The 22,149-nt window shown below is 74.4% G+C and carries 14 protein-coding genes; 2 read left to right on the top strand and 12 right to left on the bottom strand.

Going from position 1 to position 22,149, the window contains the following annotated elements:
- The first annotated feature begins 32 nt into the window (after positions 1-32).
- On the top strand, positions 33-1,397 hold the full coding sequence (locus tag AB0B66_RS32375) for a condensation domain-containing protein (RefSeq protein WP_360537138.1): 1,365 nt from the start codon (positions 33-35) through the stop codon (positions 1,395-1,397).
- A gap of 3 nt (positions 1,398-1,400) precedes the next feature.
- Here AB0B66_RS32375 and AB0B66_RS32380 read toward each other — a convergent pair whose 3' ends face one another.
- The 12 genes from AB0B66_RS32380 to AB0B66_RS32435 all read right to left on the bottom strand — a co-directional run bounded on the left by AB0B66_RS32380 (position 1,401) and on the right by AB0B66_RS32435 (position 21,732).
- Positions 1,401-4,349 (bottom strand): beta-ketoacyl synthase N-terminal-like domain-containing protein, encoded by a 2,949-nt coding sequence (locus AB0B66_RS32380; protein ID WP_360537140.1) that lies wholly within the window; start codon positions 4,347-4,349, stop codon positions 1,401-1,403.
- Positions 4,346-7,828, bottom strand: a complete 3,483-nt coding sequence (locus AB0B66_RS32385; RefSeq protein ID WP_360537142.1) for an amino acid adenylation domain-containing protein — start codon at positions 7,826-7,828, stop codon at positions 4,346-4,348. The genes AB0B66_RS32380 and AB0B66_RS32385 overlap by 4 nt, the downstream gene beginning before the upstream one ends.
- A 2-nt stretch (positions 7,829-7,830) precedes the next feature.
- Positions 7,831-10,182, bottom strand: a complete 2,352-nt coding sequence (locus tag AB0B66_RS32390; protein ID WP_360537144.1) for a lantibiotic dehydratase — start codon at positions 10,180-10,182, stop codon at positions 7,831-7,833.
- On the bottom strand, positions 10,175-11,557 hold the full coding sequence (locus AB0B66_RS32395; protein ID WP_360537146.1) for a polyketide synthase: 1,383 nt from the start codon (positions 11,555-11,557) through the stop codon (positions 10,175-10,177). Before AB0B66_RS32395 ends, AB0B66_RS32390 begins: the two co-directional genes overlap by 8 nt.
- Complete coding sequence (locus tag AB0B66_RS32400; protein ID WP_360537147.1) at positions 11,554-14,037, bottom strand: non-ribosomal peptide synthetase; 2,484 nt, start codon at positions 14,035-14,037, stop codon at positions 11,554-11,556. Before AB0B66_RS32400 ends, AB0B66_RS32395 begins: the two co-directional genes overlap by 4 nt.
- Positions 14,037-15,407, bottom strand: a complete 1,371-nt coding sequence (locus tag AB0B66_RS32405) for a DUF6002 family protein (RefSeq protein ID WP_360537149.1) — start codon at positions 15,405-15,407, stop codon at positions 14,037-14,039. Before AB0B66_RS32405 ends, AB0B66_RS32400 begins: the two co-directional genes overlap by 1 nt.
- Positions 15,408-15,440: 33 nt before the next feature.
- On the bottom strand, positions 15,441-16,532 hold the full coding sequence (locus AB0B66_RS32410; protein ID WP_360537151.1) for a potassium transporter TrkA: 1,092 nt from the start codon (positions 16,530-16,532) through the stop codon (positions 15,441-15,443).
- 3 nt (positions 16,533-16,535) lie between these two features.
- The gene (gene panD / locus AB0B66_RS32415) at positions 16,536-16,907 is read right to left on the bottom strand and encodes an aspartate 1-decarboxylase (RefSeq protein ID WP_360537153.1); all 372 of its coding nucleotides are present in this window, start codon (positions 16,905-16,907) and stop codon (positions 16,536-16,538) included.
- 134 nt (positions 16,908-17,041) lie between these two features.
- Entirely contained in the window at positions 17,042-18,661 is a 1,620-nt protein-coding gene (locus AB0B66_RS32420) for an AMP-binding protein (protein WP_360537155.1), read from the bottom strand.
- Positions 18,651-19,850 carry a cytochrome P450 gene (locus AB0B66_RS32425; RefSeq protein ID WP_360537157.1) on the bottom strand — a complete coding sequence of 400 codons (1,200 nt, stop codon included), beginning with the start codon at positions 19,848-19,850 and terminating at the stop codon, positions 18,651-18,653. The genes AB0B66_RS32420 and AB0B66_RS32425 overlap by 11 nt, the downstream gene beginning before the upstream one ends.
- 166 nt (positions 19,851-20,016) lie before the next feature.
- Complete coding sequence (locus AB0B66_RS32430; protein ID WP_360537159.1) at positions 20,017-21,111, bottom strand: winged helix DNA-binding domain-containing protein; 1,095 nt, start codon at positions 21,109-21,111, stop codon at positions 20,017-20,019.
- Positions 21,112-21,225: 114 nt separating this feature from the next.
- Positions 21,226-21,732 carry a hypothetical protein gene (locus tag AB0B66_RS32435; RefSeq protein ID WP_360537161.1) on the bottom strand — a complete coding sequence of 169 codons (507 nt, stop codon included), beginning with the start codon at positions 21,730-21,732 and terminating at the stop codon, positions 21,226-21,228.
- 72 nt (positions 21,733-21,804) lie between these two features.
- Here AB0B66_RS32435 and AB0B66_RS32440 point away from each other — a divergent pair, with 72 nt between their 5' ends.
- On the top strand, positions 21,805-22,143 hold the full coding sequence (locus tag AB0B66_RS32440) for a hypothetical protein (RefSeq protein WP_360537163.1): 339 nt from the start codon (positions 21,805-21,807) through the stop codon (positions 22,141-22,143).
- The last annotated feature ends 6 nt before the right edge of the window (positions 22,144-22,149 follow it).

Consider the following 22,149-nt stretch of genomic DNA (forward strand, 5'->3'; position numbering starts at 1 on the left):
CACCCGACTCCAAGATGTTCACCATGCTTGATGTGACAGCGGAATCGCCCGTCAACGTCCGGCCGTCACATCTGGTGGAGCTGCCGCTGACCCCGTTGCAGGCCCGCTGGTGGCTGCTGTGCACGACCCACTCCGGCGGCATGTCGCCGCTGGTGGACCTGGTGCACCGGTTCCGCGGCCCGCTGGACGCCGGCGCCTGGGCACGTGCCGTCGACGCGGTCGTGAACCGGCACGAGATCCTGCGCACCCTGTTCGCCGACCGGCCGGACGGCCCGGTGCAGGTCGTCGGCCCGGCGAACGGCATCGCGATGGAGGTGCTCGACCTGCGCGACCTCCCCGTCGACCAGCGCGAACAGCGGGCCCGCGAGCTGCTGAACGAACGCCGCACCCTGGCCCTGGACCTGCGGAAGGGACCGCTGGTGCACACGTCGCTGCTGCGCCTGGCCGACGACGACCACGTGTGGCGGATGACGATCCACCACATCCTCGCCGACGGGGCCTCGCTCGGCGTCATCGACCGCGAACTCGGCCTGCTCTACCAGGCGCTGGTCGCGGGAACCGAGCCGGACCTGCCTGACCTGCTCGTCCAATATGGCGACTTCGCCTGGTCGCAGTCCGTCGCGGACACGGAGAAGGAGGACGAGGACCGGGAGTACTGGCGCGAGCAGCTGGCGGGGCTGGCGCCGCTGGAGCTGGTCGACGCGCTGCCGCGGCCCGCGGCCAAGGGCGCGCCCGCGGCGCAGCTCGCCCGGACCGTGGACCCGGGGCTGGTCCGGCGGGTCGAGGAGCTGGGCCGGGCGGCGCGGTGCACGCGGTTCATGGTGCTGCTCGCGGCGCTGCACGTGCTGCTGTACCGGGCGAGCGGCCGCGACGACTTCGCGATCGGCATCCCGGTGGCCGGGGTGGGGCGCACCCGGCCGGAGCTGGCCCGGCTGGTGGGGCTGTTCAACAACGCGCTGGCGCTGCGCGGCGACCTGTCCGGCGACCCGACGTTCCGGGAGCTGCTGGCGCGCACCCGGGAGACGGTGATCGACGCGCTGGACCACCAGGACCTGCCGTGGGGGCAGGTGGTCGCGGCGCTCGACGAGCCGTCGCATCCGGGCCGGGCGCAGGGTTTCCAGGCGATGTTCCTGCACGAGGAGGTCGAGGTCGCGAGCCGGCTCGCCCTGCCGGGACTGGCCGTGGAGGACTTCGGCCTGGGCATCCCGAAGGTGCTGCACGACCTGATGGTGTACGCCCGGCCCGGCCCGCAGGGCCTGTCGACGACGTTCGTCTACGACACGGGACTGCTGACGGAGCCGGTGGTGGCCGGGCTCGCCGACGGGTACGAGCGCCTGCTGCGCGCCGTGGTCGACGAGCCCGACATCCGCCTGTCGGAGCTGGTCAAGCGGGCCTGACGGTCACGCCTTGGCCTTGGCGGCGGCCCGGCGCTGCTCGATGGTCCGGGCCATGGCGTCCAGCGTCGGCGCGTCGAAGATCAGCCGCATCGACAGCCGCACCCCGAACGACGCCCGCACCTGGGCCACGAGCTGCACCGCCGTCAGCGACGTGCCGCCGATGGCGAAGAAGTCGTCGTCGGGCTTGATCCGCTCGATGCCCAGCAGCGAGGTCCAGATCGGCGCGAGCACGGCCGCCACCTCCGGCTCCGCCGCCCCTGGTGCGCCCGTGGCGCTGCCGGTCGGCGGTGTTCCGTTCCGGGCCGTGCCGCTCGTGGCCGCGCCGTCCCTGGCCGTGGACGGCGCCGTCGCCGCCGGGGGGATCTGCACCGCCGCCGGCGGATCGGGATCGATCCAGTGGCGGGTCCGCTCGTAGGGGTAGCCGGGCAGCGGCACCCGCCGGCCGGTGCCGTCGAAGGTCAGCGGCACCCCGTGCACCCACAGCGCGGCCGCCGCGGCGTAGCAGGTGGGCAGGTCGGCGGCGGGGTCGGTGGGCAGGCTGTGCAGCGGGGCGGGACCGTCCTTGGGCGCCTGCATCTGGGCGAGCCCGGCGAGGCGGCGGCCCGGCCCGCACTCCAGGAACACGGTCGCGCCGCCGGTCAGCGCCGTGGCGACACCGGGTCCGAACTGGACGGGTTCGTGCAGCAGGCCGGCCCAGTACGCCGGGTCGCGGGTCTGGTCGGCGGTGACCGGTAGCCCGGTGCGGCAGGACAGGTAGGGGCTGCTCGGGGCAGCCGGGCGGGCGGCCGCCACCGCGTTGGTCAGCTCGGCGAGCATCGCTTCGGTGACGGCTGACGGGGACGCGTGCACGGTGCGCAGCCGCCGGGTGGCGATCTTTCGGCCGGAGGGTTCGGTGAGCCGCTCCAGCAGTTCGGCCGGGCCGGTGACGACGCAGGTGGCGGGGCCGTCGACGGCCACGATCGACGCCTGCGGCGGCAGCAGCGCCGCGAGCCTGTCCGGGGCGGCCGACACCGTGAACGCGGTCCCGGCGGCTTCGCGTACGAGCCGCCCGTGCAGGGCGACCAGGCGCAGCGCGTCGGCCAGGTCGAAGACCCCGGTCAGTGTCGCGGCGACGTACTCGCCGACGCCGTGGCCGAGCATCGTGGCCGGGCGCACACCCCACGACTGCCACAACCGCGCGGTGGCGTAACCGGCGGTGAACGCGGCGAGCAGCGGGTCTGCCAGCAGCTCCCGGGCGTCGCGCCCGGCCGCCGCGGCGCACCCGTCGACGGCGGCGGCGAACTTCGGTTCGGCGTCGTACAGGCCGAGGCCGACCGGTCCGGGTGCCTGGTCATCGAACAGCAGGACCACACGCGGGTTGGCCACGGCGATGCCGGACTGGCGGCGCTGCGGGTCGCGGAGCGCGGCTACCACGTCGGGGCCGCCGGTGGCGACGACGGCGGCGCGGTAGGGATGCTCGGCCCGGCCCGCCCGGAGGGTGAACGCGACGTCGGCCAGGTCCGGGTCACCGGCTGCGGCCAGGTGGTCGGCAAGCCGCGCTACGGCGGCGTCACGGGCCGCCGCCGACCGCGCCGAGACGATGAGCGCCTGCGGCCTGCCCGGCTCAAGGACGGCCGGTGCGCGGTTAGGGCCCTGCTGGAGCACGACGTGGGCGTTGGTGCCGCCGATGCCGAAGGAGCTGACCGCGGCGCGGCGCGGGGCGGTCCCGGTATCCCACGTGGCCAGGGCCGCGTTGACGTAGAACGGACTCTCGTGCAGGTTCAGGGCCGGGTTGGCGGCGGTGTAGCCGAGGCTGGCCGGGATCCGGCCGTGGTGGAGGGCGAGCGCGGTCTTGATGAGACCGACGACGCCCGCGCCCTGGCTGAGGTGGCCGATGTTCGACTTGACCGAGCCCAGGGCGCACCACTGCCGATCGGCGCGGCTGCGGCCGTACACGGAGGTCAGCGCCTCGACCTCGATGGCGTCGCCGAGGGCGCTGCCGGTCGCCGACGCCTCGACGTAGGTGACGGTGCGCGGGTCGACGCCCGCGGTGGCCAGGGCGTTGGCGACGGCGGCGGCCTGCCCGGCGACGCCGGACGCGGTGAAGCCGACCTTGGCCGCGCCGTCGTTGTTGACGGCGTTGCCGAGCACCACGGCGTACACCTGGTCGCCGTCGTCGACCGCGTCGGCGAGCCGTTTGAGCAGCACGACTCCCCCGCCGCTGCCGGCCACGACCCCGGAGGCGGCCGCGTCGAACGGGCGGCAGTGCCCGTCGGCGGAGTCGGCCGCGCCCTCGCGGTGCAGGTAGCCCCGGTCGGCGGGCAGCTCGATGCTGACGCCGCCCGCCAATGCCATGTCGCACTCGCCCGCGCGCAGCGCCTCGGCGGCCGTGTGCACGGCGACCAGCGACGTGGAGCAGGCCGTGTAGACACCGACGCTGGGGCCCCGCAGGTTCAGGTGGTACGACGCGAGGGTGGTGAACGTGTCGGCGTGGTTGCCGTTGCCGATCGTGGTGTGGTCGGTGACCGCCATGATCGCCCGGTTGGCGTGGATGTGCTGCCAGCGGTAGGTCTCCATGCCCCGTCCGCCGTAGACGCCGATGTCGCCGGGGAAGCGGGCCGGGTCCCAGCCCGCGTGTTCCAGGGCGCTGTGGCACAGCTCCAGGAACAGCCGGTGCTGCGGGTCGGCCAGCGCCGCCTCGCGCGGGGTCAGGCCGAACAGGCCCGCGTCGAAGTCCTCGACGTCGTCGAGCAGGTAGCCGACCGGCACGAAGTCGGGGTCGTCGAGCTGCTCGGCCGGGACCCCGGCGCGCAGCAGGCGCTCGCGGCTCAGCTCGGTACGCGCGGACCGCCCGGCGACCAGGTTGTCCCAGAAGCCGGCCAGGTCGGGCGCGCCCGGCACCCGGCAGGCCATGCCGATCACCGCGATCGGCTCAGCTCCGTCGGTCCGGTCGTCGGTCAGGTCGTCGCTCACCGGTGATCTCCTTCGGTCGCGGCGCGGTGCCGGGTCCGCGCACGCCGGGCCGCGCCCCGGCGCAACGCCAGTTCCACCGCGTCGTCGGGGTCGCCCGCGGTCGCGACACCGTCGAGGAAGGACGCCAGCGCCCGTACGGTCGGGTAGCGGAACAGGTCGACGACGCGCAGGTCCCGGCCGAGCATCCGGTTGAGCCGCTGCTGCACGGTGACCGCGGCCAGCGAGCCGCCGCCGGAGTCGAAGAAGTTGTCGGTCACCCCGACGGCCGCGCGGCCCAGGACCTCGCACCACACGGCGGCGACGGCGTGCTCGGTCTGCGTCACCGGTGCCGCGCCCGCGGTGTTCTCCGATCGCTGCGGTCGTGCCGTGGCCCGAGGGGAGGCGTCGGCGGTGACGCCGCGCGACGGGGCCAGCTCGCCGCCGGTCAGGTCGCCCGCTGCGACACCGCGGATGATCACCTGCCGGAGCGAGTCCAGCAGCAGGTCCATCCGGGACACGTCGTAGAGGTCGCTGTTGTGGACGATCTCCAGCCGCATCCGGCCGTCGCGTTCCACGCCGTACAGCGTCAGGTCGAACGCCGAGCCCGGCGCGGGCACCGGCACCGGCTCGCTGATCAGGCCCTTGAGGTCCAGCCGGGGCGCGGCGAAGTTGAACACGTTGAACAGCACCTGGACCAGCGGGCTGCGGACCGTCTGACCGCCCAGCCCGAACGCCTGCACCAGGCGTTCCAGGGGCGCCTCGGGATGGGCCAGCGCGGCGATCAGCTCGTCGCGGGCCGCGCGCACGTGCTCGGCGAAACCGACCGTGGCGTCGGTACGCAGCCGCAGCGGAGCGATGTCGACGAAGAAGCCGACCATCGGTTCGAAGTCGGGGTGGCGGCGGTCCACCGCCGGGGTGCCGATCACGAGTTCGTCCTGCCCGGCCCAGCTCGCCAGGACCAGCCCGAACGCGGCCAGCAGCACCGCCGACGGGGTCGCGCCGTGCTCGCGGGCAAAGCGGTGCAGCTCGGCGGTGGTGTCGGCGTCGAGCCAGGTGCCGCAGTAGCCGGCGGGGTAGGTCTGTTCGGCGGGCCGGGGCCGGTCGCCGGGGACGTCGAGCACGGTCGGCGCACCGTCCAGGTGGGACGTCCACCAGCCGAGGTCGGTGTCGGCGCGCTGCTCGCGCCGCTCGGCCCGCCAGGCCACGTAGTCGCCGTAGGTGGCGGGCAACGGCGGCAGGGCCGCACCGGCGTACGCGGCGGCGAGGTCGTCGTAGAGCATGGCCTGCGACCAGCCGTCGAACACGGCGTGGTGGGCGGTGACCGCCCACACGTGCTCGTCCTCGCCGAGCCGGAACAGCCGATGCCGCCACAGCGCGTCGGTGGCCAGCCGGAACCGGCCGCCCGCCTCGGCGGCGAGCTGCGCGGCGAGCTCGTCCTCCTGCTCGGCCGGGGGCAGCGTGCTCAGGTCCGTGACCGGCAGCGGCACCGGGCCCACCGGATCGAGCACCGCGTACGGCACCCCGTCCGCGTCCGGGATGCGCCAGCGCAGCACCTCGTGGCGCTCGGCGACGGCGGTCAGCGCGGCGCGCAGCGCCTGCTCGTCGAGGGGTCCGCGCAGCCGTTCGGCGAGCACGATGTTGTAGGCGGCGGCGGCTTCGGGCGAGTAGCGCTCCAGGAACCACAGGCGCTGCTGCGCGGGCGACAGCGCGGGCGGGCGGCCGCGTACCGGCGGCTCGTCGCCGAGCGCGGCCGCGGCCGACGCCCGGGCCGCTATCGCCCGCAGGGTACGGCCCTGCAGCACGTCCTCGATCGCCACGTCGCGGCGCAGGCGCGGGCGCAGCGCGGCGACCAGCCGCATCGCGGTGATCGAATGCCCGCCGGTGTCGAAGAAGTCGTCGTCGCGGCCGACCCGGGCCAGCCCCAGCAGCTCGGCCCAGACGGCGGCGACCTCGGCCTCCGCCGGTGTGGCCGGAGCGGCGAACGGCGTCCCGCCCACGGGGCCGCTCTCCGCGACGAGCCGGTCGAGGTCGACCTTGCCGCTGGACAGCAGCGGCAGGTGCGACACTACGCGAATCTTGGTGGGGACCATCGCGGGCCCGAGCCGGGCCGCGACGTGCTCGTGCAGCGCCTGCGCGGTTGCGGCACCGGTCGTGAACGCGACCAGCTGCTTGCCGCCCGGGCCGTCGACCGCCGCGACGGCGGCGTGCCCGACCTCGGGGTGGCTGCGCAGCACCGCCTCGACCTCGCCGATCTCGACGCGCTGACCCCGGATCTTCACCTGCCGGTCGACGCGCCCGAGGAAGTGCAGCAGCCCGTCCGGATGACGGACCACCAGGTCACCAGTGCGGTACAGCCGCGCGCCCGGCACCCCGGAGAACGGGTCGGGCACGAACCTCTCCTCGGTCAGCTCCGGCGTGCCCAGATAACCCAGCGCCAGCCCGGCTCCTCCCGCCAGCAGCTCGCCGGGTACGCCGTCGGCGACCGGGCGCAGGTGCTCGTCGACGACGTGCACCCGGTGGTTGGCGGCCGGGCGGCCGATCGGCAGCGGCCGGTCCCAGTCACCGGTCGCCTCGAACCAGGTGACCAGCACCGTCGTCTCAGTGGGACCGAACAGGTTGAGGAACCGGCGACCCCCGGCCGTCCAGCGTGCCACCTGCTCCGGCCCCGGCGCCTCGCTGCCGGTCAGCACCACCCGCAGCTCGGGCAGGCCGGACGGGTCCAGCACGGGCAGCAGCGCCGGGGGCACGAAGGCGACCGTGACCCGGTGTTCGGCGCAGAACCCCTGCAAGCGGGTCGGGTCGGCCCGGTCGGCGGTCCCGACGAGCGCGACGGTGCCACCAGCCGCGAGCGGCGCCAGGATGTCGATGACGGACGCGTCGAATCCGATCGACGCGAAACCCAGCGAGACGCTGGCAGGGGTGAGCCCGGCGATCACGGCGAGGCTGGTCACGAACTCGGTCAGCGCCCGATGCGGGATCATCACACCCTTCGGCCGACCGGTCGACCCCGACGTGAACATCACGTAGGCGAGGTCGTCGCCACCTGCCGGAGCCACTTGGACCGAGGCTCCCGTCGGCACATCCGGACCAGGCGTCTGCGGGAGCGGTAGCAGGTGGAGGTCGGTGCCGTCGAGCGCCCGTGCGCCGACCGCATCGCAGACGACCGTTCGCAGGCCTGCCTCGCGGGCGATGTCGCGCAGCCGTGCGGGTGGCAGGGCGGGGTCCAGCGGCACGTAGGCCGCGCCCGAGGCCAGCACCCCGAGCAGCCCGGCGACCAGCATCGGCTGCCGGTCGGCGCAGACGCCGATCAGCGGCTGCGGGCCGTTCGCGCTCAGTGTGGCGGCAAGTTCGTCCGCGAGCGTGCACAGCTGCCGGTAGGTGAGCACCGTGTCCCACTGCCGGACCGCGATCGCGTCGGGAGCCGACGCGGCGTGGTCGGCGACGAGGTCGGCATACCTGCGGTCGGGGAACGGCAGGGTCTCGCCCGATGCCATCGACATGGTCAGCTCCTCGTCGGTGCGGTCGCGGGGTCGCGGATCGCCATCCGCAGCTCGCTGAAGTAGCGCCGGCCGGCCCCGTCCGGCACCCACGCCTGCTCGGGGCCCGGCAGCATCTCGGACACCGTCAGCGGCACCCCGGAACCGCCGGTGCGTGCCGCGGCCCGGACCATCGCCACGAACGCGGCGACGTACGCCGGGCTGGTGAAGTCGACGTAGACCGGTTTGACCTCGGTGCCGACCCGGACGAACACCTGCTCGGGCAGCCCGAGCCGGTCCCGCCAGCGGCGTACGGCGAGGTAGCGGGCGGCCTCGTCGGGCAGGTCGGCGGCGTGGGCGCAGTCGGCGACGGTGGTGCGCCAGGTCTGCCGGTGCACGACCAGACGGCCGATGCTCACCCGCGGGGTGTGGGCCCCGTCGGCGGCCACCTTGAACGCGTTGACCGCCCGCGACGACAGGAACGGGCCGAACAGCTCCAGCAGCGGCCAGGACCGACCGTCCGGGGCGTGCCCGGCCAGCTCACCGTCCACGAGCGACACCGTCACCGCCGCCAGCGGCAGCACCTGCGCCGGGTCGGGCACGGGTGCGGCGGTGTACGCGAGCCGCACGTCGCCCGGCCCGTCGAGGGTGAACGCGATCCGCGCCGTGAACTCGGGGAAGTCCACCGGGTAGAGCAGCAGGTTCCGGTCGCCCAGGTCGCGGTGCAGCGCCGCGCGCAGCGCGCCGGGGTCGGGGTGGAAGCGGGTGAGGGTGCCGCTGTCGCAGGTGAGCCAGGAGACGTGCAGCTCGCCGAGCACCGCCGTGAACTCGCCGTCGGCCAGGGCCTGCGCGTTCGGCGCGCACAGGTGCAGGTCGGGGCTGTGCAGGCGAGCCGCGGTCCAGCCGGGCCCGGCCGCGCCGAACAGCCGGGCGACCCCGGCGCGGACCTCGGCCGGGTCGAGGAGGATCGGGCCGTCGACCGAGCCGGTCAGGCCGAGCAGCCGCGACCAGCGGGTGGTGAAGTCGGCGAGCACGTCGGCGACCGGCCCCTGCCCGAACAGGACCCCGAGGGCGGCGTCGAACAGGTCGCCCAGCACGACGGGCCCGTCGGCGGCGGCGTCGTCGTACAGCTCTTGCAGGGCTCCGGTGAACGCGCCGGCCATCGCGGCGGTCAGCCAGCGGGCGGCCTCCAGCAGCGGCACGAGGGTGTCGGCGAGCACGGTCAGCAGCGGCTCGCCGAAGGCGACGTCCAGGTCGCGCAGGGTCTCCTCGTAGGCCAGGCCACGCCCGGCGTAGGTGGCGCCGGGGCGGTGGAGCACGTCTCCCCCGGTCACCGCGACGAACTCGTCCTGCAGCCGCAGCAGGGCGGCCCGGACCGCGGCGGCGTCGCCGGCCGCCGCGCCCAGCCCGTCGCGGGCGGCGAGCAGCCGGGCCAGCCCGGCGAGCGCCTCCTCCCGTAGCGCCGGTTCGGCCAGGGCGGCCAGGCGGTGCTCCAGTGCGGACTCGGCGAGCACGGTCAGCGGCAGTTCGATGCCCCAGCGCAGCAGGTCCTGCTCGGCGAGCTGGGTCAGCGCGAGGAGCGCGTCCGACGTGCCGCGCAGGCCGGTACGCGGATCGGCCACCGCGAGCGCGGCCACCTCGTGGGCGCTGCGCACGCCGTCGCACGCGCCCAGCAGGACGGCGTGCGCCGGGGACAGCCGCCGCGCGGGCAGGCCCGGCTGCAGCAGGTCGTCGCCGCGCAGCGCGAGCTGAGGCTGCCGGGTGACGGGCAGCCAGGGCCGGAACCTCGGGTCGGCGGCGAGCCGGTCGGCGTACGCGGACAGGACCCGGCGTTCCAGGTCCACGACGCGGGCCCGGACGAGATCGGGACCGGCCTCGACACGGGCGGTGACGTCGTCGGCGGTCAGCGACGCCCAGCAGACCGGGCCGAAGAAGCCGATGGTGTCGTTCTTGGCGCAGTAGCGCTGCCAGTAGCGGGTCACCAGGATCTCGCGCGGGCGGTGGCGGGAGTTGCGGTTCGCGTCCGGACCCGCGCGCAGCAGCCCGTCGAGGGCTTCGACGGCGTTCAGGCTCTGCCAGGTCACCGCCTCGCGGAACAGCGGATCGGCGGCGATGCCGTGCAGGCGGGCGGTCATCCGCCGAGTCGCGGCCGAGAAGGCCTCGTCGAACGCGGCGCGGTCGGCTCCGGCGGCGAGGAAGGCGTCGGCTTCCTTCGCGCACTCGGGCGCGGCGAGCAGGTCGAGGCCGGTCGCGGGGAACCCGGGCGCGCGCAGCACGGCCGAGCGCCACGCGTGCCATCCGGTGTCACCGAGCGGCACGAGCCCTTCGGGCTCGGTGGTGCCGGTGTTCCGCCATTCGAGCTTGTCGGTCTCACGCATGCCCGGCCGCCACGGGCTCGATCCAGTGCCGCCGCCGCTGGAACGCGTAGCCCGGCTGCCAGGGCCGCGGCGGGCCGGAGCTCTCCGGTGCCTGGCCGACGAGCACGTGGGCGTTGGTGCCGCCCAGCCCGAACGAGCTGACCCCGGCGCGGCGCGGGCCCGGCCAGTCGCGCGCTTCGGCGCTGACGGTGAACGGCGTGGCCGCCAGGTCCACATCGGGGTGCGGGCGGCGGAAGTGCAGGGTCGGCGGGATTCGCCCGTCGCGTACGGCGAGCACCGTCTTGATCAGGCCGAGCACTCCGGCGGCGGCGTCGAGGTTGCCGGTGTTGGGTTTCATCGAGCCGAGCACGCACTGCCCCGGCCGCGCGCCCGACGCCCGGAACGCCCGGGTCAGCGCCTCGATCTCGATCGCGTCGCCGACCGGGGTGCCACTGCCGTGGCCCTCCACGAAGCCGACGCCGTCCGCGTCCCAGTCGGCGGCGGCCAGCGCCTCGGCGACCACCGCCGCCTGGCCGGCCACGCCCGGCACGCTGAAGCCGGCGCGGGCCGCGCCGTCGTTGTTGACCGCCCAGCCGGCCAGCACCCCGTGCACGTGGTCGCCGTCGGCGAGCGCGTCGGCGAGGCGTTTGAGCACCACCGCGCCGCCGCCGTTGCCGAAGACCTGGCCGGTGGCGTCCGCGTCGTACGGGCGGCACACCCCGTCGGCGGCCCACGTGCCGCCGGGCCGGTGGCGGTAGCCGAGCTGCCCGGTCGACACGACCGCCGCCCCGCCCGCGATCGCGACGTCGCACCGGAAGTCCAGCAGGCTCTGCGCCGCCTGGCACACCGCGACCAGCGACGACGAGCAGGCCGTCTGCACGGCCACGGCCGGCCCGGTCAGGCCCAGCGCGTACGCGACCCGGGTGGGCAGGTAGTCGCTCGTGCCGCCGGCCAGCGCGTCGTCCCAGTCGTCGGGCAGCGGCCCGGCCGGTTTCACGGCCGGGTTGCCGAGCAGGTGGTGACGCAGGTAGCGGTTCACGCCGCAGCCCGCGAACACGCCGATCTGCGCCTGCCCGCGGGCGGGGTCGAGCCCGGCGTCCTCCAGCGCGTGCCAGGCCGTCTCCAGGAAGATCCGGTGCTGCGGGTCCAGCAGCGCCGCCTCCGTGTCGGAGTAGCCGAACCGCCCCGCGTCGAAGTCCTCCAGCGCATCCAGCCAACCGAACGCGGGCACGTACGTCCCGTCGGTGGGCAGGCCCGCGGCGGCGAGTTCGGCCGGGGTCGACCGGCGGACCGCGTCCACCCCGTCGAGCAGGTTGCGCCACAGGGCAGCCACGTCCGGCGCGCCGGGCACCCGGCAGGCCATGCCCACGACGGCGATCAGGTTGTCATCGCTCATGACGGCGTCTCCACCCGCTCGGTGGAGCCCTGCCTGGCGGCGCGGCGGCGGCGCATGCGCTCGGCGATGTGGCCGGGGTCGGTCACCGGCTGTACATCGAGTTCGGACCAGGCGCTCCCGGCCGCCGCGGCGTTCGGGGCGTCCACGGACTCGGCTTTCGTGGCCTGGTCCGCCGCCTGGTGGCCGCCGCGTGCGGCCGGAGCCGCCGACGGCCGGGCCTCGGGGCGTGCGGCGCGCAGGTGGGTGGCGAGCCCTGCGACGGTCGGGAACTCCAGGAGCCGGAGCATCGAGATCCGCTCGCCGAGCGCCTGCTGCAGCCGCTCCTGGACCAGTGCCAGCAGCAGCGAGTGCCCGCCCAGGTCGAAGAACGCCGTGTGCCGGTCCACCTCGGCCACGCCGAGGGCGTCGCACCACGCCGCCGCGATCACCTGTTCCAGCTCGTCGGGCGCGACGGCGGTGCCGCCGGTCCGCTGTGCGGGCAGGGCCGGACCAGGCTCCGGCAGTGCGCGGACGTAGAGCTTGCCGGTGTCGCCCATCGGCAGCGCGTCCAGGATGACGACGGCACGCGGCACCATGTAGTCGGGCAGCGCCTCGGCCAGCGCCGCCCGCAACCCGTTCGGGTTCACGGACACGGCGGCGGGAACGACGTACGCGATGATCTCTTTGCCGTGCCTGCCGTCGCGAGCCACGACGGCGGCCTGGCCGACGCCGGGCAGGGCCGCGAGCCGGGACTCGACCTCACCCAGCTCGACCCGGTAGCCGCGGATCTTGACGAGGCGGTCGGCGCGGCCCAGGAAGACCAGCCGCCCGTCCGGCAGCCGCCGCGCGACGTCGCCGGTCCAGTACGCGCGAGTGCCGCGGTATTCCCGGAACCGGCTCGCGGTCAGCTCCGGCCGCCCGTGGTAGCCGAGCGCGACGTGCGCGCAGCGCACGACGACCTCGCCGGTCAGGCAGGCCGGCCGCCCGGCGGCGTCCACGAGCACCACGTCGATGCCGTCGAGCGGGTGCCCGATCGGCACCACCGCGTGGTCGAGCACGGCGTCCGGGCCGAGGTGGTGCTGCGCCGCGAAGCTGATCTCCGTGGTGCCGTACCCGTTGACGAACACCGCCCCGGGGGCGAAGTGGCGGCGGCACAGCTCCACGTCGTGCCGAGTGACCTCCTCGCCGCCGAGCAGCACCGCGCGCACGCTCGGCAGCCGCCCGCCCTCGCCGAGCCCGGCCAGCAGGTAGCGGTAGACGGTCGGGGTGGAGTGGTAGACGGTCACGCCGTGCCGGCCGATCGTCCGCGCGAGGTGGCCGAGGCCGTGCGCGCGGATGTCGGACGGCACCGCGGCGGCCCCGGACAGGATCGCGCCGAACAGATCGGTGACCGCCATGTCGTACCCGAACGAGGTCAGCACGCTGGTCCGGTCCGCCGGGGTGATCGCGAAATTGCGGATGTGGTTGGCCACCCCGGCCAGCACGTTGCGGTGGCTCTGCACCACGGCTTTGGGCGCGCCGGTCGAGCCGGACGTGTAGAGCAGGTAGGCCGGATCGTCCGGCGCGGCCGGCCCGGCGAGGGCAGCCACCAGCTCGTCGAGGTCCACGGGCGGTGTGTGCGCGCCGATGTGGACCATCGTGAGGTCCGGTCGGCCCGCCTCGGCGGCGATGCGCCGGGCCAGGTCGGCGTACGCGTCGTCGACCAGCAGCACGTCGGCGTCACTGTCGGCGAGGATGTGGACCAGCCGCCCGGCGGGGAAGCTCGGCTCCAACGGCACGTACGCCCGGCCGCCCGCCAGCGCGGCGAGCAGCCCCACCACCGTGGTCGCGCCGTGCCGGCACAGCAGCGCCGCCCGGCCACCAACGGTGCCACCGGTCGCGGCTCGCACCGCCGCCGCGGTGGCCGCCACCGCCGACCCGAGCTGCCGGTAGGTCAGCTCCCCGTCGTCGGCGAGCACCGCGGACCGGTCGGGATGCCTCGCCACCTGCGCCGCGAACGCGGTGCTGATCGTGTCCGCACCAGGCTCCCACCCGGTCGGCTCCCGGCGCGGCCCACCGTGCAGCGCGGCCAGGTCACCGGGACGGCCGCGCTCATAGGCGGAATCCGGCAGCAGGTCCGCGGTGGACCGGCCAGGGTCGGCGGCCATGACCGACAGCAGCGTCGCCAGGTCGGTGGCGAACGCTGCCGCCAGCTCGTCCGGACAGCCGTGCACGACCAGCGCGCCGTCTCTGCCCGGCAGCACCGCCAGGTCGGTGAGCTGCTCGTCGGCATACGACGACGCCGGGTCCGGGTCCGGACGTCGGGTAGCCAGTTCGTGAACCGTGCCGTCGGCGGTCAGGTCGAAGTGGGCGACGCCGTCGGGGCACCGCACCGACTGCATGGCGCGGCCGGTGTAGCGGCGGGCCAGCAGTGCGACGGCAGCGTGGGCGGCCCGGTCGGCGGTGACGCCGCAGGCGCTCGCCAGCTCGTCCACCGCCGCCGGGGGCAGGGCGATCGTCATCAGCGGCCGCCCAGGACCGCCGCCGCGATCTCCTCCACCGTGGACACCTCGGCGTCCGGCTCGCACACCGCGTAGTCGTCGTCGCGGTAGCTGCCCGAGCCGTGCACGACGATCTCCCGGCCGGCGGGCACGAGCCCCCGGTCGATCGCGTTGAGCACACCGGTCAGCGCCATGACGATCGACCACTCGCGCAGGTCGGCCGGGTCGGCGGGCAGCTCGCAGGGGGTGTTGCGCAGCCAGTCGCGCAGCTGCGGGTAGCGGGCGACGCACTCGTGCCGCGACACCGTGATGCCGTCGCCGCCGTACCGCTTGATGAGGTCGTTCATGGCGGGCGAGGTGACCGGCTGGTGCGTGTAGAACGTCGGGTCGAGCACCTCGTCGAGGTCGTCGGCCACGGCCGGGAAGTGCGGGTCCGCGTCCTGCGACCAGAGGCCGGTCGCGGCGTCCATCCGGTATGCGGGCAGCCCGTCCCGGGAGAACGAGCCGGTGCGCAGGTTGAGCACCATGTCCGGGGTGCCCAGATGCTGCACCAGCAGGAAGCCGGGTCGCGGCGAGCCGTCGGCGCGGCCGGAGTCCTCCAGCACGTCCCGGCCCAGGTTGTAGCCGAGCAGGCCGAACGCGCTGGACACGGCGTGGGCGTGCCAGCGCGGCGCGGCGGCGATCGCCGGGGCCGCGTCCAGCTCGAACGCGGCGCGGGCCGCGTCGGCGACGAGGTAGTTCGGCAGGGCCAGGGAGAACCACAGCGTGGTGCCGTGCTTGTCGTACGCCTGGCGCGCGTACGCGTCGACGAAGGCCCGGCCGAGCGCCTTGACCCCCTCGGGCTCCGCGCCGCCGAAGCGCAGCAGCGGGTTGGCGGCCCGCAGCGCGGTGTCGGCCGACAGCGCGTCGCGGCGGAACTTGTGCCGGGTCGAGGCCGGTGCCAGCACGACGACGCGCAGCTGCTCGGGGGTGACCAGCTTCGCGGCGATGGCGCGGCTGACCGCGTCGCGCAGCGCGATGCCCTTGTTGGCCGAGGTCGGGGTGAAGACGCAGATCGACTCGCCGGTGCGCCGGATGTGCTCCACGGCGCGGGCGACGATGAGCATGGACGGGAACGTCTTGGTGGTGTGCGTGCCGGGGTTGCCGGTCAGGTCCATGAACTGCACGCCGTGGCCGCCGTGCGCACCCAGCTCGCGCCACGTGGCGTTGGCGGCGGCGAAGAACTGCCGCACGTCGTCGGACAGGTCCGGCAGGTCGAACCCGGGCGCGAAACCCGCCGTGCCGGCCGGGCCACCGGCGCCCGCGCCCAGCCGGGCTACGGCGGCGGCGATGACCTGGTAGTAGTCGACGATGAGGTTGCGGGTCACCGGGGCGGTCGCTGTCGTGAGCACCCTTGCTCCTTTTGGGTCGGCGTGGGGTTCGGTTCAGATGAGGGCCGGGCTGGGGCTCGTGGCCCGCAGCCGGCGGCGCAGCACGCGAAACAGGTCCTGCACCGCGTCGTAGTCGGTGGCGTCCCAGCCGTGCGCCAGTTCGGGCAGGTGGGGCTCCAGTGCGGCCACCGCAGCGGGCAGGTGCCGGACTCGGCCGCCGCCGAGTTCGATGCCGTCGCGGCGGCCGGCGCGCACGTTCCACTCGATCGCCTCCGCCGGGCTCAGGCCCGGCAGGTTGAGTGCGAGCCCGCCGCCGGTCAGCCGCACCGGGTAGCCGCCGGGCAGGCCGAGCGGCCCCGGCAGGCTGGTGTGCACCTCCGCGCCGGACAGCAGGTCGGTGAGCAGGCGTGCACCCGCGTGCCCGGCGATCGCGTTGAGCTGCGGCCGGGGCAGCGCCCGGTCGGGCGCGAGCAGCGCCGTCACCCCGGGCACCGGCCGGCCGTCGCGCCAGGCGAGCACGTCGTCGCCCGGGGCGTCGGGGGCGTCGAGGTGCGCGTGGTGGCCGAGCACGGCCAGCCGGCGCTGGTCGGGCAGCCCCAGCGCGGCCTGCAGGCAGGCGGCCAGGGTGGCGACGTTGCCGACGCCGCAGAGCACCGGCAGCCCCATCGCGGCCAGCAGCGGGTTGACCGCGTCGGGGAAGCAGGCGTTGATCAGCGCCGTGTGCGGGCTGGCCGTGGTGATCGCGCGGGCCAGCCGCACCACGACGGTGGCCTGCAACGGCAGCGTCACCCCGAACCCGGCCCGCCCGACCAGCCGCGTCCACGGCGAGGGCCGCTCGACCTTCTCGTACGGCGACTGCGCGGACGCGCAGCACACCAGGTACGTCGGCTGGAGCCGGGCCAGGGTGGCGGCCTCGTCGCCGAGCCGCTCCCCGGTGAAGCTGATCGTGGTGCCCGCCACCGCGGCTCGGGCCCGGCAGTGGCGGGCGATGGCCGACACCGCGTCGGGGTTGCGGGCGAGCACGGTGACCTCGATCGGAGCCGCGTTCAGCGCGCCGTGCGGCGGCGCGAGCACGGCCAGCGACTCGCAGATCGAGGTCGCCAGCGAGCCGCTGCCGACGATGGCGATGTGGTGCCGGTTCGTCATGGCTCAGACGGCGGGATCGCTGTGCACGGCGGCGATGCGGTTGGCCTCGTCGACGAAGACGACCTTCGGCTTGCTGTCGCGCGCCTCGTCGTCGCTCATCATCGCGTACGCCGCGATGATGACCAGGTCGCCGGGGTGGATCAGGTGCGCGGCCGCGCCGTTGACGCAGACCACGCCGCTGCCCCGCTCGCCCTCGATGACGTAGGTCTCGAGCCTGGCCCCGTTGGTGACGTCCAGGACGTGGATCAGTTCACCGGGCAGCAGGTCAGCGGCGTCCATCAGGTCGGGGTCGAGGGTCAGCGAGCCGACGTAGTGCAGCTCCGCCTGGGTGACCGTGGCCCGGTGGACTTTGGACTTGAGCATGGTGCGGTACATATTCCGCGCAGCCTCCGATGACAGGACATGTCCGAGTGGGTGTTCGACGGCGAGGGCGGGGCCTTCGCGGAAGCCATTCTCACATGGAAATACTCGAACAGATAGTTGCTGTCACAGATATGCCACACCCTGCTCTATCGCGCCGCGACACCAGCCCCTGCCAGGTATTTCTCGCGCAACAACCGCTTGTCGATCTTGCCGAGTGCGGTCAGTGGAAGGCGATCCACGAAGTCCACCGTCTGCGGCGCCCACAGTGAATTGAGGCGCTCCACACACCATTGCCGTAATTCGTCGATGTCGACCGAGACGTCCGGATGGAGTTGGACCACGGCGTGCACCGCCTCGCCGAGCCGCTCGTCCGGGACCCCGATCACCGCGGCCGCGCCCACCGCCGGATGGGCGTCGAGCACGTCCTCGACCGTGCGGGAGTACACGTTGGACGACGTCAGTCCGGTGACGATCATGTCCTTGGCCCGGTCGACGAGGTACAGGTATCCGTGCGCGTCCAGGTAGCCGACGTCGCCGGTGCACAGCCAGCCGTCGACCAGCGTCTGGGCGGTCAGCTCGGGCTGCCCCCAGTAGCCGGAGGTCATCAGCCGGGCCGACGCCCACACCTGCCCCACCTCGCCCGCGGCGACCGGCCGGCCCGCGTCGTCGCGGATCTCCACCCGGGACGGCGGCAGCGGCCGGCCGCACGAGGCCAGCCGTTCGGGAAACGCCGGATCGTGCTGCGCCGCCGGGTACGCGGCGAGCAGCGTCGCCTCGCTCATCCCGTACGCGACGAGCACGACCGGGCCGAACCGGTCCATCGCCTGGGCCAGCCGGGACGGGGCGATCGCGCTGCCCGCGCACGACAGCATGGTCAGGCTGCTCGTGTCGGTCGCGGCCAGGTCCGGGTGGTCGAGCACCTGGTAGAGCATCGGCGGCGGCAGCGTCGCCACGGTGATCCGCTCCCGCTGCACGGTGGCGAGGAAGCACCCGGCGTCGAAGCCATCCTGCTGCACCAGCAGCCCACCGCTGAACAGCGTGATCAGCCCCGCGGCCTGCTGGCTGGAGTGCCAGAACCCGGCCACCGCGAGCTGCCGCAGCCGCGGCCCGCCCGCGTCGAGCTGCCGCCGCGCCGCGGCGAGCACATTGGCGAAAAAGTCGTGCCGGTGGTGCACCAGCTTCGGCAGGCCGGTCGTGCCGCCGGTCTGAAACAGCGACTGCGGCTCGGCGTCGCCCGTCGTCCACAGCAGGGCCGTAGGCGACTGCGCCACGTCGGGTCCCGCAGGGCCGGGTCCCGCCGTGTCCGAACCGGTGGGGCCGGAACCGGCCGGGTCCGGGCCGGTCACGTCGGGGCCGAGCCCGCCCGCGCCGATACACAGCGCCGGCAGGTGCGGGGCCTGGGCGACCAGGGCAGCGCCGGGCTCGGCGTGGGTGCGGGCGTCGTAGACGAAACCGTCCACGTCGGCCAGCGCGAGATATCGCGCGCTCTGCGAGGGCGGGGCGTTCGGCGCGACCCAGACCGAGCGGCAGCCGAGCAGGTGCAGCGCCAGCTGCGCGTACACGGCCTCGGGCCGGTTGCCCGCGAGCACCGCGATCGCCGAACCCGGCCGCACGCCGTGCCCGCGCAGCGCCCGCGCCATGCCGAGCACAGCGGCGCGCAGCTGCGCGTACGTGATGCGCCGGTCGCCGTGCACGATCGCCTCGGCGTCGCCGTGCCCGGCGAACAGCTCCAGCCCGCGGCGGACGTAGTTGTCCTCAGCCGCCATGGCACGCGACGGTGAGCGTGTCGTGCCCGCGCAGGATCAGCGGCTTGGCCACGTTGCCCGGCTGCTGCGCCAGGGCCAGCGTCGGGAACCGGTCGAACAGCGCCGGGAACGCGACCTGGCCCTCCAGGCGGCTCAGCGCCGCGCCGAGGCAGTAGTGCGGGCCGAAACCGAAGCTCAGCGACCCGGAATCGGGCCGGGCCGGGTCGAACGCGTCCGGGTCGGTGAACCGCGCCGGGTCCCGGTTCGCCGCCCCGATCATGACGAGCACCGCCTGACCGGCCGGGCAGGGCACGCCCTCGATCTCGGCATCCTCCGGCGCATACCGCACCAGGATCTGCACCGGCGGCTCGAAACGCAGCATCTCGTCGACGTAGGAGCCGACGTTGTGCGGGTTCAGCTCCGCGCGCAGGTGCGGGCGCTCCAGCAGCATGGTCAGGCCGTTGCCGAGCAGGTGGGTCGTCGTCACGAACCCGGCGTTGAACGTCGTGATCAGGTTCGCGACGAGCGCGTCGTCGCCGAGGTCCGTGGCGGCCAGCAGGCTGACCAGGTCGTCGCGGGGCTCGCTGCGGCGCTTGCCGACCAGATCCGTGAAGTACGCCGACAGCTCCCTGGCCGCCGTGTCGGCGCGGACCATGTTGCGCCAGTTCGCGCCGTCGAGTTCCAGGATCGCCCCGATCGCCAGCACTCGCGGCCGGAACCAGGCCAGGTCCTCCTGCGGCACCCCCAGCAGCTCGGCCATCACGCTGCTCGGCAGCAGGTAGGCGAACTCGCCCATGAACTCGACCGGGCCGTCCGCGGCCAGCTGCGCCAGCCGGTCCAGCAGACGCTCGGTCAGGTCCGTGACCGCGTGCTCCAGCGCGCCGACCCGGCGCGCGGTGAACGCCCGGCCGATGATCTGCCGTACGCCGTCGTGGGCGGGGCCGTCGGTGAAGAACATCGAGTCGCGCAGCACCCGCAGCGCCGGATGCCGCCGCCACTGCGGGGTGTGCCGGTCCAGGTAGGCCGCGTCGAGTTGGCGGAACCGGGGGTCCTTGAGCACCTGGGCGACCGCGTCGAAGCCGTACACCGCCACGGCGAAGCCCTGTGCGCCGCCGTCCACGGGCACGGCGACGCCTTCGCGGTGCAGGCGCGCGTAGAGGGCCGGCGGATCCACACGTCCCTCTTCGGAGAGCAGTGCATTGAGATCCATGAGCACGTTCCTACCACACCGGCGAACCCGCCGGTATGCCGTCCTGCCTGGCCCGCAACGAATCCCAGCTCCGGCATGCGGACGGCGGACCGCTGCCGGAAACCGGACAGCGCGGCACCGGCATGCGGGGGCGGGCGACCGGCCCGGCTCGCCGCGCGGCGGCCGCTCACCAGCGCGAGTTGAACCGCACCTCGTGGCGGGTGGCGTCGGCCGCGGCGAAGGCGAGCAGGCGCTCACCTTCCTCGGTCAGCTCCTGCACGTCCTTCGTCGGGATCTGGAACAGCGGCCGCACGACCAGCGTGGCAGCGCCCTTCTTCCGGGTGATCGCCCAGATCGCCTGGACGAACCCGTCGACCAGCACCGTGCCGGGCACGACCCCGGGCACCGCGAACACGTCCCGCCGGTCCCGGTCGTCCATGATCCGGAAGGTGTCGTCGAAGGCGTGCAGCATCGCGTCGAAGTCGGCGAGATAGCGGGCGGGCGCGGGGGTGTCCGGGTGCGGCAGCGGGGCGTCGGGCAGATCGAGCAGCTCGGCGCCCTCCTCGTCCCGGTACGCCACCAGCCGGTCGCCGAGGCGGTCGACGACCTCCCGGAGCCCACTGAGCCCCGACCAGGCCTGGATGTCGCGCACGGTCGCCGGACCGAACGCGGCAAGATAACGCAGCACGAGGTCGTCCACGGTGGCCGGTGGCCCGTCGCCCGCGCCGAGCCAGTGCTCGGCGGTCGTGTACGCGGGCTGACCGACCGCGCCCCACAGCCCGTGCGGCGGCACCGGCACCAGGGGCAGCCCGGCTCGCGCCGCCGCTCCGAGCGCGGCCGGATCGGCGTCGGGCCGGCGCCCGGCGAGCGCAGCGCCCAGCTCCTTGACGGTGTACGGCCGCTGCTCGACCAGCTCTCGCGCCTCGGCGGTGATCTCGGCGAGGTCGGCACCGCGCAGCCGCTCCCGGGTCGCTGCGCTCAGGTGCCGTTCCTGTACGCCCTGCAGCAGCGGCCGAAAGGCACGGGCGTCACGGGCGCTGACCAGGTGCGGCGTGGCCTGCATCAGGCCCAGCCGCACGGCTGCCCGGGAGGTCAGCAGGTCAGTCAGGTCGTCGACGCGGAACTCCCGCAGCCGCGTCCACAGCCCGAGGTAAGGCGGGTTCGGCGACTGGGCGGGCAGGCCGGCCAGGTGCTCGACCGCCTCCAGCGCCGTGAGCGGCGAGCGCTCCAGCAGCAGTTGCCGCGCGAGCAGGGCACGGTTGAGGTCGCGGCGGGTCAGCATGGGTGGATCATTTCACGCCGTGCCGCCCTGGTCGCCGTGAGCACGGCCGAGGGCACCGGCTCGCTCGGCCGTGGGGCACGCCGCGCGCCTGCCGCGCCTCACATAGACGTTGGCCTATGACATCGAATCCGAGACGCGTTTTTTCGACGTGATAGGCCAACGTCGATCAAGGGCGGGGCTGGGCGGGGAGGCCGACCCAGCGTCTACGAAGCCTTCGGTCGCGCACCAGTCCCGCATGGTCTGCTCCCCGAGCAGCGAGACGAGTCCTGAGGTCTGGGTGGCCTGCGCCCGCAGCGCGACGAGCTTGCGGTCGGCCAGCGCGTCGTCAAACGGCACGGCCAGGCTCAACGCGGCGGCGGGCACCGCGTACGGCAGCCCGTCGGCGACAAAGACGTCGATATGTACGGCTCGGACGCCGACAGCCTCGCCTCGGCCGCCGCCGACCTCACCGCCGCGCTTGGCCCAGCCGGGTACGCAGGCGCCATCGCCGCAGGTAGCACATTCGGCCCAGATGGGACGGTCACCCACGCCCTGTCGACCGTAGACGCCGCTCTGACCTCCGCGAATCCAGATCGAGATGATTTGTTGTCGCCCGGACGGCAACAAATCATCTAGATTCACTGTTCCCTGCGTTTGGGCCTCGGCGGCGGGCCCGGTTTCGGTGGCCCGAGAGGGGGTGCGACCATCGGGATCGTGATCGCATCGCTGGAGGGGCGGCGTTTCCTCGCCGAGGCCGATGTCGCCGGAGGCGAGGTCGGGACGCAGACGGTGTTCGACTACCACGAGCACGACGGCATGGTCTGGGCCGAGTACTCGGGCGGCGCGATCCGGCGCGGCTTCCTCGTCGGCACCCGCGACGGCGACCGACTCGACTTCCGGTACACGCAGCTCAACACGGACGGGCAGACCTCGACCGGGCATTGCGTGTCCGTGCTGTCGCAGCTCGCCGACGGCAGGCTCCGGCTGGACGAGACCTGGGAGTGGGAGTCGCGGCCCGGCTCCGGCACCAGCGCCGTCGTCGAACAGAACTGAGCCCGA

The sequence above is a fragment of the Catellatospora sp. NPDC049111 genome (assembly GCF_040648615.1).
Classification (GTDB): domain Bacteria; phylum Actinomycetota; class Actinomycetes; order Mycobacteriales; family Micromonosporaceae; genus Catellatospora; species Catellatospora aurea.

Excerpts from the sequence above, each read along its gene's own strand:
- AB0B66_RS32385 (WP_360537142.1), bottom strand. The coding sequence starts at position 7,828 with ATGTCGATGGCATCGGGCGAGACCCTGCCGTTCCCCGACCGCAGGTAT.
- AB0B66_RS32390 (WP_360537144.1), bottom strand. The coding sequence starts at position 10,182 with ATGCGTGAGACCGACAAGCTCGAATGGCGGAACACCGGCACCACCGAG.
- AB0B66_RS32395 (WP_360537146.1), bottom strand. The coding sequence starts at position 11,557 with ATGAGCGATGACAACCTGATCGCCGTCGTGGGCATGGCCTGCCGGGTG.
- AB0B66_RS32400 (WP_360537147.1), bottom strand. The coding sequence starts at position 14,037 with ATGACGATCGCCCTGCCCCCGGCGGCGGTGGACGAGCTGGCGAGCGCC.
- AB0B66_RS32410 (WP_360537151.1), bottom strand. The coding sequence starts at position 16,532 with ATGACGAACCGGCACCACATCGCCATCGTCGGCAGCGGCTCGCTGGCG.
- panD (WP_360537153.1), bottom strand. The coding sequence starts at position 16,907 with ATGTACCGCACCATGCTCAAGTCCAAAGTCCACCGGGCCACGGTCACC.
- AB0B66_RS32420 (WP_360537155.1), bottom strand. The coding sequence starts at position 18,661 with ATGGCGGCTGAGGACAACTACGTCCGCCGCGGGCTGGAGCTGTTCGCC.
- AB0B66_RS32425 (WP_360537157.1), bottom strand. The coding sequence starts at position 19,850 with ATGGATCTCAATGCACTGCTCTCCGAAGAGGGACGTGTGGATCCGCCG.
- AB0B66_RS32430 (WP_360537159.1), bottom strand. The coding sequence starts at position 21,111 with ATGCTGACCCGCCGCGACCTCAACCGTGCCCTGCTCGCGCGGCAACTG.